The following is a 12,166-nucleotide window of genomic DNA, read 5'->3' as shown; positions in this document are numbered from 1 at the left end:
TCAGCGGCCTCGACCGACGAGATCGCTGCGGGAGAGGGTCGCGATGGTGAGGTCGAAGGTGTGAGGGCGGGTCCAGTTCACGTCCGGCCAGACCCGCATGATCCAGCGTGCCGCGACCCTGGCGGTCGTCCGGCTCAGCTCGACCGTTGCCCCGCACGCGTCCTTGGCGATGGTGTGCGGGTGGGGCCACGTCTGCGCGGGGTCGGTGAGGCTGACGCGGATGGTGGCCGCCCCGGGGATCATGTCGGCCAGCTGGGCTGCAAGCCGGTGCTGGCGGGCCGTGTCCGGGCATGCCGGGATGTCGCTCGGCGTGGCGAGCATGCGATACTCCGTTGTTCGTAGGAGCGCGGTGCGGTGGTTCTCGTGCAAAAGCCCCGCCGCCCGCGAGATGTGAATCGGCGCCTTCGGGGTGCCGGCCCGGCGTCCAGGAGTTGGTAGCTCCCGGGCGCCGGTGCAGTTTTCCGGGCTTACCCGGCCCGGTCGATCTGCCCGTCTCGTATACGTACCTCCTTCTTGCCGTCGCTCCCCAGGCGGGCTGCCCGGCGAGCGACGACGAACATATGCGCAGGTCGCGCCAAGATCCAGCCCTATCCGGAGGCGCCACAGAGAGGCCGAAGGCGAAGATCGAGTAGGGGTGCGGAGCACCCCGTCTTTCGCTAGGCTGAAGCTATTCCGACCCAACGAAAAAGTCAACGCACCGACGTTCCTTCGGTTTGACGAAAAGCGAGGTTGAGATGTCTGCTCGTCACTTCGACCGACATCGTGTGCGCACGGTGCGGCGAGCTGCCGAGATCTCGCAGGCCGAGGTGGCTGCGGCCCTCGGCGTGGCCGACTCGACGGTCGCCGGCTGGGAATCCGGGGACGCGGTCCCCGACGCGGAGAAGCTGCCCGCGCTGGCCCGCGTTCTCAACCGAGGGCTGGACGGCCTCTTTCCGCGTACCGGGCTGCCTGATCTGACGGACCTGCGGTGCGATGCCGGCTACTACCAGTACGAAACGGCATCTCTGATCGGAACCAAGAGTGCCGGTCCGGTGGCGGGAGCCGAACGCGGGGAGCGGCGACTCAAGGACAAGTACGTCCCGGCCCTGGCGGCGGCGTACCGGGTGAGCGAGGAGGAGCTGCGGCGGGCAGAGGACCGTTCGATCGCCAAGGCCCAGGAGACACAAGCCGGCCAATCCGCCGAGGATGGCGGCACCGTCCCGGTCTCCTCGGGGCCACCCGGCACGCTGGGCGAGAAGATCACTCTGGTCCTGGAGCGCTCGTACCCCGGGCAGCAGGGGCCGCCGACGGACTCGGAGATCGCCGACGCCGTCAATGCTCATGCCGGGTCGAAGGTCATCACCGGGGAGGGCGTCCGGGATCTCCGGACCGGCGTCACGGAAGCGGCTTCGCCAGTCGTTCTTGAGGGCCTGGCCGCCTTCTTCGGTGTGTCCCCGATGTACTTCCAGCCGGACGATGCCGTGGCCCGTCAGGTCTACGAGGGCCTCCGACTGCTGTCGGCGTCGAGGAGGGGGGCCGTGGGCCGGGTCAGGGGGCGGGGGACGGGCTCCCAGGGTTTGCCGGCGAACGTCATGGAGTTCGTCAACGACCTGGTCACGGAGATGGAGCAGAGAGAACCGGAGGCGAACGAGTAGCGCTCTGTCCGGGACTCTGAAGAGCCCCGGACATGCTGGCCCCTACTGCTGTGCGGTCGTCTCGCGCGGCTCGTGCCGCCGCCCTGCGGCCACCACCGTCCGGACCGCCTTCAACGCGGTGAGGTCCTCAAGGGGGTCTCCGCCGATCACCAGCAGGTCCGCCCGGAACCCGGGAGCAATGCGCCCCGTCGTCTCGCCCAGACCCAGCGCGCCAGCCGCGTCGGTGGTCGCCATATCGAGGATCTTGCTGTTCGGCAGGCCCAGGTGCGCGTAGAACGACAGGGCGGGCACCAGGCCGTCGAACCCCGCCCGCTGGACCCCGGCGTCGGTTCCGGCGATGAGCCGGGCGCCGGCCTCAGCCATCTGCCGCACCAGGTCGAACATGGCCGCGGCCCGCTCCTCGCCGAAGAACCGGGGGAGCATCTGCCAGTGGGGGCTGACGGCCGGGCAGACGGCGACGCCCTGGTCGATGATCCGCTTCAGGACGTCCTGCCGGAGGTCGAAGCCGTCGCTGGTCATCCACGTGCAGTGCTCGATCGTGTCCACGCCCGCTTCCACGGCCGCGGTGATGCCCTCCGTACCGTGGGCGTGGGCGGCCACCGGTACGTCGGCCTGGTGGGCTTCGTCTACCAGGGCAGCGAGTTCCTCCGGGGTGAACTGGCTCTGCCAGCTCTTGGGCCCATCCTTGGTCAGACCGCCACCGGTCACCATCGCCTTGATCACGCCGGCACCGGCCGTGATGTTGCGCCGCACGAGGTCGCGGATCTCCTCCACGCCGGAGACCTCACCACCGAGGAAGTGGCAGTGGCCTCCGGGCGGGGTCGCGGGCGTGCTCGCGGACACGATCCGAGGGCCTGCCGCGCTGCCGTCGGCGATCTCCTTATCCAGGCGGAGCGCGAGGCCGCTGCGGTCTCCCAGGTCGCGCACGGTCGTCACACCACTGTGGAGAAGCTGCTCCGCACGGCGGCGCATGTCCTGAAGGAGGGACTCGTCGCTCGATTCGTGGAGCGTGGCCACAGGGTCCGCGCCACCGTCGAAAGCGAGATGGACGTGGGCGTCGATGAGGCCAGGCACGACCGTGCCCTCGGGGAACGCGAGGTGCATCACGTCCGAACCGGCCCGCTCCGCGATCTGCGCGCGTGGCCCCACCGCGGTGATCGAGTCGCCCTCGATGAGGACCGCGCCGTCGTCCAGGTACGTCCCGGAGCCGACCAGGACTCGGCCAGCGGTGATCAGCATTTCGTCTCCTTGATCTTCGGTGGTTACGCGGACAGCCGCAGTGCGTCCGACACCGCGATCAGCTGACGGACATCCGCTTCCCGGTCGTCGTCCTGGGGAATGGCCAGCGGGACCGCCTGACGTGGCGAGAGGGCACCCTTTCCGATCGTGGTTACTGCCTGGCGCAGGCGCTCGGCCAGTTCGGCAGGGTCGAGGTCGAGGACTTCGGTGTCCTCGGCCGTGTAGCCGAGGTAGGGGCTGATGTCGACCAGTCCGTCACGACATTCCACTATCCGTCGGTGGTAGCGCCGGTGCACGCTGCGCGCCCGCCACCGGTCTCGGAGTGTCGGAGAAGCGGGCCGCAGCACGTTCTCGGGGTATGCCTCCGCGAGCAGCTGCCACAGCGGGGTGAGTCGACGGTGATCACGTCGGTGGCGGGGCCAGAGCGTCAGGGACGTGATCCTGGCGCGGGCCCCGGGGTAGGTGACGCCCGCGACGAAGAGCAGGATGGACACCACCAGCAGGAACGCCACACCGGTCATGAGCGGCTGCGGTACGGTCCCGCCGCTCCACCGGATGGCGACGATCACCGCGCGGACGGCGCAGGCCACGGCCATCGCGGTGAGACCGATCGCGGCCATCCACAGGCCCGTGGCGTGCGGGCGCCGTGACATGCGGGCGTAGCGGCGAGTCCACCGACCGGCGACGCCCAGGGCGTACATGAGGTACAGGCCGGCGCCGCCGTAGAAGAAGGCGATCTGCGGGATCGTCATGTCCGCCGTGCTGAAGGAGCCGGCGAAGACCTCGTTCGGAACGGACTCGGCGGCCACAGTGATCGATACCGCTACGAGCGCGACGACGACGGCTTCCCGCCGGGCCCGGCGGCGGGCGGCCTGCCCGTCCGCCGAGTACAGGTAGAAGCACATCAGGAAGTAGACCGTCAGCAGGAGCAGCACGTTCTGAATCAGCTTCGCGGTGCCGTGCCCGGCCACGGTGTCGACGCCCGAGGCACCGCCGGGCATGGCCACGGGGTAGGAGAGCGCGGCGCTCAGCAGACACAGCGTGACGGAACGCAGAGGAGCGTCATGGGGGGCGCGCGACCACTGGTACAGCTTCCAGAACACGGCAGCCGCGATGCCCACAAGGAGCAGCTCGGTCATGGGTTACAGCCACCCTCGCCGGTCACCGAGGGCCGACTGGACCCGACGAAGCGCAGGGTCGTCGGACAGCGGGGTGGCACGGTCGAGCACCGAAGACCACTCCAGGATGATCGTGGCCGCGAGCTCGACCTCACATTCCTCGCCGTCGTCGTACGAGCAGCGCCGGGCCACTCGGCGGACCAGATCGGGATCCAGCACCGGAATCAGGGTCGCCCAGCCCTCGACGAAATCGTCTGGGGTCTCCTGCTCCTCGTCGGCCTGCTCATCTTCGGACACGAGGATGTGGCCCACTTCGTGCAGGATGATGTGCTCTTGGTGCAGGCGCGTCGTCTCCTGCTGGTAGAGGATCACGTCCATCTGAGGCGTATCGACCCACAGCCCCGACGGTCCGGGCTTCTCCAGGGGGAACGGCCGAAGGACGATCGGACGCCCGCGCCTCTCGCCCAGCGCCCGGCACAGCTCCTCCACATCCAGCGGAGGCTTTATACCGAGGTCCTGAAGTTCGCGCCGTAGCCAGCGGTGCAGGTCCCTCTCGGCCGTCCGTTTCTCAGCGGTACGCCACCGTCCCAACCACCGGCGGCTCACCTTGCCCTGTTCAGGCCCTTCGGATTCTGCCGAGCCGCCGACACGTCTTCCCGACCACATGAGAGATCCCCTTCGTACCGGCCGTTGACGGCTCTCACGGGAGCCGGGCGACAGCCGCGCCCGATCCAATAGCGTTTCAGTTCCCGGACGGCACAGCGAGGACGAAAACGATCACCGGCATCGAAGGACAGCATCTCGGTGTGTACTGCTGAGCAGCGGCAAGTGGGCCGCACACACATGTGCCCGCACCTCCCCGATACGCCATGATCGCGCACGCAAATAAGCAACCGCAATGCGGCCGAGCGACCCCGACGGAGCCTTCAGGAACCCCATGGACATTACGTGAAGCCTGAAGGGAGGAATGGCCTGAAATCGACACTCGCAAGCCGTCGCCAGAGGCGTGCTAAATCGTGGCAAATTAGCCACAGTGGCGGTGGATCATGCTCTTGAACTGGCACTTCAAAATCTGACGCGTGCGCTTCAATCACCCCACTCTGGCATATGCCGAAGTTATCAATCTGAGACCTTTACGCCACAGGCAACTGGGACATGCACTTAATAGTCGGGCGAATCGACTCCCGCCGTCGCATGCGAGGGCGAGTGTGGTCGTGGTCACTTCGGGGCAGTTCGGGCATCACTCACTATTACGCTTCCAGCCATGTCAACCGAGATACGCAACCAAGGCGATGGCTACGTAGAGTTCTGGCATGAGTACCACTTGTGCACGCTGACCACGGTGCGCCCCGATGGCAGCCCTCACGTTGTGCCCGTCGGGGTCACCGTCGACGCCGTCGCTGGTATCGCTCGGGTTATCACCCGCAAATCCAGCAAGAAAGTCGCCAACATCCTTGCCTCGCAACCCGGTCAGGCCCGCGTAGCCGTCTGCCAGGTCGACGGAGGGCGCTGGGCCACCCTGGAGGGCACGGCCGAAGTCCGCACGCACCCGGATGTCGTCAGCGATGCCGTAGCGCGCTATGGCAGCCGATACGGTCGGACGCCTGCTCCGGACCCCGAGCGGGTGGTCATCGAGATCACGATCGAGCGAGCCATGGGGCACGTAGACGCACCCAAACCAAGGGCCGTGAACGTCGCTGAATAGGCGTTTCTGTCCACCGAGGTTGACGACAGCGCGCGTACAGTCGTTCTCATCTCAGGGGCGGGCGTTACTCCGCCCAGCCGCGACACAAGGGATGACGGCCTGCCCGAAGAGCTTGGCGCTGCCGGTTGATCCACTGCTCCAGCTCGTCGGCGGACTTCTCAGGGCCACGGTCAGTGGTGTTGATGACAGGAATCTGCCAGCGGGGGTCCTCGGCAGTCCAGGACGTCCAGCGGTGCCACGCCATCATGGGCGCGCTGTTGGCAGTGATGGCGTCCGGGCGATGCCGGGGGTCGCGGGCGTGACCGCGGTGCCAAGCCGCCCAGTTGTTGAAACGGTCGACCGCGGACTCGGACCAGCGGCCTGGATCGCGCCAGCGGAGCCGACGGCGCCGGTCTTCGTCGGCGACATCGACAAGGCAGAGCGCGATGCCGTCCAGCAAAGACGCCGAGGGGGCGGCCAGAACCTCGCCGAGCGGTGCCTGGCCTGTCAACAGGAGGTCGATGCCGTGAGCCTGGTAGTCGAGCGCGCGGCGAATCCACTCCTCCGTGTTGTGATTCCGCCAGTGCGGAGGTGGGTTGTGCGGAACGCCGCTCTCGTCGGTGTCATGGACGGCGATGTGATCGATCCGGTCGGCGACAGCGAATGCGAGGGTGGACTTCCCGGAGCAGCTCGATCCGGTCAGCATCAGCAGCATGCAGGGAGAGTGCCAGACGCCCGGCGAGCATCACCAGCAATTTTGTGTCCCTCTCGATCACGGGATGGCTGCTGAGCCGCCGGGGCTGCCGTGGCCGCTGCCAACGGCGTGAGCGAGGAATCCCGCCACCGCAGCGGCCTGCAGGCCGATCAGGAACACCACCGCCGAGCGCAGGCTCAGCAGCGGCTCCTCGGACCTGTCGCTTCTTGCCATCAAATCGTCCTCCGGAGCTGAGCCGCAGCCCGCTCGATGATCTGGTCGCCTGCCCTGAGGAGCTTGCGCCGTACCCGGGTGCCCATGGCGACATCCTGGCCGACCAGTTCGGGTGCCTGAAGCCAGTTGAGTTCGGGATTCTCGGCCCAGACCCGCGCCACCGTCTGCTCGGTCTCCTTGAGCCGACGGGTCGCATAGCGGACGTCCCGGTTGTCAAAGTGCTCCGGCCAAGGCACGACCCTTGCGATGGCCAGCGCCTCCGGCCCCGGGGCCGGAGACAGCAGATCCAGCCCCTCCGGCAGGTGGCCAATCATGCGGCCCATGACCTGATGATCACCGTCCAGGTCGTTGCCCTCCCTGGCGTACTTCCGCAGAACCGCACGGACCGCGTCGGCGTCTTGGAGGTCGACCTCCTTCTCCCACTCCCGGACGAGCAGGGCCAAGGCCAGGGCCTGGGCATGGTCCTCCGTCGGAGGGCGGAGACGAAGGTGCTTGTGGAGAAACTCGCGCATCGGATCGTGGTCGCCGTCCAGGTAGGCGTTCAGAGCAGCGTGTGCCGCCCAGACGATCGGCGCCCCAAGACGCTCGATCCGCCGGGCGACGGAACGCAACGGGTTCAGCAGATCGTCCGGGAGCCCTCGCAGCAGACCCGCCAGCCCAGGCATGTCGAAGACATGGCTCCAGACCGAGGCGAGGGTGTCGCCGAGGGGGTTGAGGCCGGGCAGGTCGAGATCGCGGAACACGTGGACGGCGTCGTCTGCGATGCCGGCGGTGGCCAGACTAGTGATCCCCGTGTCGCCGAGAGACAGGTCCATCAACGCCGAGGAGATCTTGTCGGCTGGGGTCGCCCAGTCAACAAGGTCCGCGACCGACCTCTCGAACCCCACCGAGGCGAACGCGTCGCCGATCGGGTTGACCTTGGGCAGCTTCGGATCGATCGAGGCGAGGGTGTCGCCGAGGGGGTTGAGGCCGGGCAGGTCGAGATCGCGGAACACGTGGACGGCGTCGTCTGCGATGCCGGCGGTGGCCAGACTAGTGATCCCCGTGTCGCCGAGAGAGGCCGGACAGGCTGGCAGGCGGGGCGTTGCGCGGTTGGCAATCATGGATCGGGCAGGGTCCCATACGCCCCTTGCGGAGGGCGCCCAGGGGATCTTGCATCTCGTGGGCCGGTTTGACCGGAGGTTCCCGCGTTCTGTGCACGACAGCGTCGCTGCGGCCGTCGAAGATGGCGCCGCTGGGGCGACGTGACTGCGATGGCGTGATCGCTCCGAGGTGCTCTGGTGTCACTCCGTCGTGGGCGTCGGCAGTTCGGTCCAGATGTGCTTGGAGACCCCCAAAGGGTGTTGCCCGGCGTAGTCGAAGAGCCGGAGCGGCGGCATCCATGCCGTGGCGAAGTGCTGGTTGAGATGCAGGACCAGGGGCAGCAGAACATCCTCGTCGTGCCAGGGCTCCATGGCGATCATCCCTGATCCAGGCTCCGGAGTCGGATTGACGAAGCCGGTGGCCGGGTCGGTCCAGACGTAGTAGCCCTTGCCGAGGACCCAGATGCTGTCCGGCCGGTGCTCCGGCTCGTGCTCCTGGCACCAGCCGATGAAGTGCTCGCCGAGTGTAGCCAGGTCGATGCTGTCGAACGCGAAGATCATGCCGACGGTCGGTGTGTAGGGGTAGGTGCGGCCGTAGGCCGTACGGGTCCGTTGGAAGCCGGGCGTCGGGTAGTAGGCGGTTTTCGCGAGTTCCTTGGCCTTGCGGACTTTCTCGCAGGCGTCGAGGAGCTTCTCGCGGTCCAGAGTGGTTTTCACCTCTACGACACCGTAGACGCACTCGTTGGGGACGATCCGGTAGCCCTGGAGGTCGGTCAGTGGTGGGGTGCTGCGATCGGTGATGACGATGTCGCACTGGGGCGACACCTCGCCGGACGCCGTGATGATTTCGGCACTGTGGACTGCCTCGACATGGCCGGGAAGCTGGCTGGCCAGAAAGTCCCGGACCAGGAGCTCACGGTTCGTTCCGGCCTCGCCGCGGTGCTGAAACAGCTGAGATTGGCGGAAATCCGCGCGCATCCTCATCGCGACGGAGTGCAGAACTCCGGCCAGGTGGTTGTCATCCATGCCACGACAGTAGAACCGGGGACTGACAGCGTGATCGGCCCGTCCAAAGAGGGCTGTCCGCGCCGGACGGGTCGACTGGGACCATCTTCATTGCTACGAGGTCTCGGATCCTGATATGTAGGCCGTCTTGTCAAGTGGGCAGCGATTGTTGGGCTCGCCGGTGCGGGCCTGGGGTGGTGCTGAGGACCGGCGGGCGGCCGGTGTGCGTGTCGTGCGACGACGCGCGGTCAGCCTGATATCCGCGGGTTGAGTACCGCATGACCGGGTGTTCGTCGGGGACGGAGCCTCGGTCTAGAACCGAGCGTGGCCCGCCGGGCGGGCTGCTCATAGGGTCCGCGGGCATCGTCCCTCGCGCTGACACGTCCCGGCCTCCCGTCGGCCGTTCTGTGAGCCTTCGCCATCTTCGAACGTACTGGTCGGAGGCTCTGGTGTGACGCTCGGTCGGCCGGCTTGTCACCGACCGGAACTAGAATCTCTCGAGCGGCGACGTTGGCTGTTCAAGGACTCTTGGGACTGAGATCGCAGCATTGCGCACGCCCTTTCGAGGTCCTCCGGCGTGTCCACCGCGATGCCCTCGTCCTCGACGGGAAGCATCCGTACGCCGTGCCCGTGCTCGACCAGCCGGAGCATCTCGACGCCTTCGGCGCGCTCAACTGGTCCCTGTTCCAGGTGCCGGAACAGGTCGAGTCCGCTGCGCGTGAAGCCGTAAAGGCCGAGTTGTCGCAGGTAGTTCGGACGATGGCCCCGCGGATACGGGATCGGCTGCCGGGAGAACATGAGGGCGTTCCCGTTCTCGCCGACCACGACTTTGACGACGTTGTGGTCGATGACCGATGCCGCGTCGTCCAGCTTCGCGTACGCGTTGACCGCCAGGGTCTCGGCGCTGAGGTGGACCAGGGCTTCCGACACCGCGTCGATCGCGGCGGGGGCGATGAACGGTTCGTCGCCCTGGACGTTGATGTACGCGTCGGCTTGGACGCGCTGGGCGCACTCGGCGACACGATCCGTCCCGGTGGGGTGGTCGCCGGTCATCACGCAGGGGATCCCGAGCCGACGGCAGGCGGCTTCGATGCGCTCGTCGTCGGTGGCGACCACGGCGTCGTCGATCCGCTTCGCCTCCTGACAGCGCTGGTGGACGTGCCACAGCAGTGGCATGTCGCCGAGCAGGGCCAGGGGCTTTCCGGGAAATCGTGAGGCGCCCCAGCGGCAAGGGATCACCGCTATGTGGCGACGCCCTGCGGTGGCGGTCACAGCGTTCTCCTGTCGGTCGGTGGCGGACCAAGGGCATGTGGGACGGGGTATGTGATCACTCGGCGAAGTGGTCGAGCCAGACCTTCGCGATGGTCTGGCGGGCGGATAAGGGCATTTCACGCAGGCCGGGCTCACAGTTGCCGCGGCTGAGCGCGGCGGTCGCCGCGAGTATCTCGGCCTGCACGAGGTGGATGTATGTACCGACGGACGCGCCATGGACGAAGTTGACGGCCCCACCGTCGGCGAGAACGAAGAAGTGATGTCCGGCCACGTCGTACCGCGTCAGGTGCTCCCCGGCGGGTGTCCGCCGGTAGCGCCCGTCGAGCGAGTCCAGCTCGAGTTCGTCCTCGGAGGACGTCACCGAGGCCACATAGGCGCCGTTGCGCAGCGCCTCGAAATGCCCCTGCCGCAGCGCCAGGTTGCCGGTGGCGCACAGCACGAGGTCGGCGTCGCGGAGTGCCTCGGTGCGGGAAGTGGCCGTACGGAACCCCTGGGAGTGTGCCTGCACTCGCTTGACGGGGTCGCTGTCGTAGACGGTGACGCGTACGTCGTTGGCGCGCAGGGTCTGGGCGATGGCGCGGCCGACCTTGCCGAAGCCGATCACGCAGGCGCCCTGGCTGACCAGGATGTCGCCGCGGGTGCGGACCAGCGACTCGGTGGAGAAGACGATGGACCGCCCCACCAGGTGGTCTTCGCAGTCCTTCAGAGGGGAACGGGCCACCGAGAAGACGGGGCAGGGTAGTTGGCCGATTGACGCATATCGCTGGTGGCCGTTCTCGGTGTCCTCGACGACGCCGACGACCCGGCCGGAGAACTTCTCGACCAGAGTGCCGAGGCTGGGTGCGAAGTAGCCCCCGATGTCGAGCAGTACGACGTCACGACCGGGAGCGGTGACCTCCAGGTACTCCAGGGCGCTGGTGGGGTCCGTGAACAGGTCTCGGCTCAGAGGGTGCACGGCGTACTCGCGGCGCACCTTCGTAAGGGTCCGCTGGGAGATGGACCTGGGCTTGGGCAGCACAGCAGCGACCGTGGTGGTCCGGGCCATCGCGTGGAGGAACGCCGGGCGCTCGGGGAGCAGGTGGGTGATGATCAGCGAGCTGAGCTGTCCGTCGGCGGGGAATTGCGCGGTGATGCGGCGGAAGAAGGCATCCCGCCGGATTCTTTCGGGGCTCTCCACGGCAACTCCTGTCGGGTCGCGAGATGGTCAGGCCGCGGCGCGGTACGCGGGCTGGGTCAATGCCTGCATCTGGGCGCGCATGCCGTTGTGAAGGTCGACCGTGGGTTGCCAGCCGAGTACGTCGTGAGCACGGCCGGAGTTGGCCCGGGTGGTCAGCACGTCGCCGTTGCGTGCGTGCTCCACGTGGATCTGGATGTCGCGCCCGACGAGGCTCTTGGCGATGTTGATCACTTCGAGCAGGGAGGCGTTGGAGCCTCCGCCGACGTTGACGATGCCCGTGTCGGTCGGCGCGAAGGCAGCCGCGATGGTGGCTGCGACCGCGTCGTCGATGTAGGTGAAGTCCCGGCGCTGATGACCGTCGCCGTACAAGCGGAGCGGCTCTCCGGTGATGGCAGCCCGGAGAACGCGGTGGGTGAACATGTCGGGGCGCTGGCGTGGCCCGTAGACGGTGAAGTACCGCAGAGCGACTACGTCCGTGGGGCAGTCGGCGCGGGCGGCGTGCGCCAGGCAGAGCTGCTCCTCGGCGAGCTTGGTGACCGCGTACGGGGAGGCCGGCCGAGGATGGTCGCTTTCGACGCTGGGACCGCCGCTGGTGGGCCCATAGACGCTGGAGGAGGAGGCCACGACCACGCGGGGGACGCGCATGCGGGTGGCGGCGTCCATCACTCGCTGGGTGGCGAGGATGTTGGAGGCCACGTAGTCGCTGAAGTGCGGGCCCCACGAAGGCCGCACGCCGGGGATGCCCGCCAGGTGGAAGATCACGTCCGCGTCGAAGAGGAGCGGATCGATCGCGCAGGTCAGCAGATCGGCGGTGATGTGCATGTATCCCGCGAGACCGTGCGACGCGGCGAGGTTGGCCGCTGCCGTCTGGTCTGCGGCGGGGTCGCGACGGTCGACGCCGATCACGGTGGTTCCTGCCTGGAGCAGGGCGTGGGCGAGGTGAGAGCCGATGAATCCGGCCGCGCCGGTCACCACGGCCCGCCGGGGGGTCGGTGTGGTCGAGACGGGGGTGCTTTCTGACACGTAA

13 protein-coding genes are annotated in these 12,166 nt (G+C 67.7%); 2 read left to right on the top strand and 11 right to left on the bottom strand.

The features are described 5' to 3' along the window. A complete protein-coding gene (locus tag AQJ91_RS12865) occupies positions 1-321 on the bottom strand; it encodes a transcriptional regulator (RefSeq protein ID WP_067019934.1) in 321 nt (106 codons plus the stop codon). A 443-nt stretch (positions 322-764) separates the two neighbouring features. Between AQJ91_RS12865 and AQJ91_RS12860 the strand changes: the two genes are divergently transcribed. Further along, positions 765-1,634, top strand: a complete 870-nt coding sequence (locus AQJ91_RS12860) for a helix-turn-helix transcriptional regulator (RefSeq protein WP_234382161.1) — start codon at positions 765-767, stop codon at positions 1,632-1,634. Positions 1,635-1,676: 42 nt separating this feature from the next. On the opposite strand, the gene AQJ91_RS12855 is transcribed toward AQJ91_RS12860, so the two are convergent. From AQJ91_RS12855 to AQJ91_RS12845, 3 genes are read right to left on the bottom strand one after another with little or no spacing between them, the layout of a single operon-like run. Then, positions 1,677-2,873, bottom strand: a complete 1,197-nt coding sequence (locus AQJ91_RS12855; protein ID WP_067019928.1) for an amidohydrolase family protein — start codon at positions 2,871-2,873, stop codon at positions 1,677-1,679. Between the two features lie 23 nt (positions 2,874-2,896). Next, positions 2,897-4,012 carry an MAB_1171c family putative transporter gene (locus AQJ91_RS12850; RefSeq protein WP_067019925.1) on the bottom strand — a complete coding sequence of 372 codons (1,116 nt, stop codon included), beginning with the start codon at positions 4,010-4,012 and terminating at the stop codon, positions 2,897-2,899. 3 nt (positions 4,013-4,015) lie between these two features. Further along, positions 4,016-4,582, bottom strand: coding sequence for a hypothetical protein (locus tag AQJ91_RS12845; protein ID WP_067020196.1), 567 nt, complete (start codon positions 4,580-4,582; stop codon positions 4,016-4,018). 673 nt (positions 4,583-5,255) lie between these two features. On the opposite strand from AQJ91_RS12845, the gene AQJ91_RS12840 reads away from it, so the two are divergent. Next, a complete protein-coding gene (locus tag AQJ91_RS12840) occupies positions 5,256-5,696 on the top strand; it encodes a pyridoxamine 5'-phosphate oxidase family protein (protein WP_067019922.1) in 441 nt (146 codons plus the stop codon). 64 nt (positions 5,697-5,760) lie between these two features. Here the strand turns inward: AQJ91_RS12840 and AQJ91_RS12835 are convergent, their stop codons facing one another. The 7 genes from AQJ91_RS12835 to AQJ91_RS12810 form a co-directional block, all read right to left on the bottom strand. Then, positions 5,761-6,390, bottom strand: coding sequence for a hypothetical protein (locus AQJ91_RS12835; protein WP_067019919.1), 630 nt, complete (start codon positions 6,388-6,390; stop codon positions 5,761-5,763). 57 nt (positions 6,391-6,447) lie between these two features. Beyond that, the gene (locus tag AQJ91_RS53520) at positions 6,448-6,603 is read right to left on the bottom strand and encodes a hypothetical protein (protein ID WP_159054543.1); all 156 of its coding nucleotides are present in this window, start codon (positions 6,601-6,603) and stop codon (positions 6,448-6,450) included. Continuing rightward, a complete protein-coding gene (locus AQJ91_RS12830; RefSeq protein WP_159054542.1) occupies positions 6,603-7,706 on the bottom strand; it encodes a hypothetical protein in 1,104 nt (367 codons plus the stop codon). Before AQJ91_RS12830 ends, AQJ91_RS53520 begins: the two co-directional genes overlap by 1 nt. Positions 7,707-7,886: 180 nt before the next feature. After that, complete coding sequence (locus AQJ91_RS12825) at positions 7,887-8,711, bottom strand: DUF6602 domain-containing protein (RefSeq protein ID WP_067019913.1); 825 nt, start codon at positions 8,709-8,711, stop codon at positions 7,887-7,889. A 453-nt stretch (positions 8,712-9,164) separates the two neighbouring features. Next, entirely contained in the window at positions 9,165-9,962 is a 798-nt protein-coding gene (locus tag AQJ91_RS12820; protein ID WP_107122419.1) for a 3-deoxy-manno-octulosonate cytidylyltransferase, read from the bottom strand. A gap of 55 nt (positions 9,963-10,017) precedes the next feature. Further along, positions 10,018-11,139 carry an adenosylhomocysteinase gene (locus AQJ91_RS12815; RefSeq protein ID WP_067019910.1) on the bottom strand — a complete coding sequence of 374 codons (1,122 nt, stop codon included), beginning with the start codon at positions 11,137-11,139 and terminating at the stop codon, positions 10,018-10,020. A gap of 27 nt (positions 11,140-11,166) precedes the next feature. Next, positions 11,167-12,162: an NAD-dependent epimerase/dehydratase family protein gene (locus tag AQJ91_RS12810; RefSeq protein ID WP_234382159.1), complete on the bottom strand. Its 996-nt coding sequence runs from the start codon at positions 12,160-12,162 to the stop codon at positions 11,167-11,169. Positions 12,163-12,166: the final 4 nt, after the last annotated feature.

Origin of the sequence: Streptomyces dysideae, from assembly GCF_001514305.1 — a bacterium.
GTDB classification, from domain to species: Bacteria; Actinomycetota; Actinomycetes; order Streptomycetales; family Streptomycetaceae; genus Streptomyces; species Streptomyces dysideae.
This window is presented reverse-complemented; position numbering and strand designations above follow the sequence as displayed.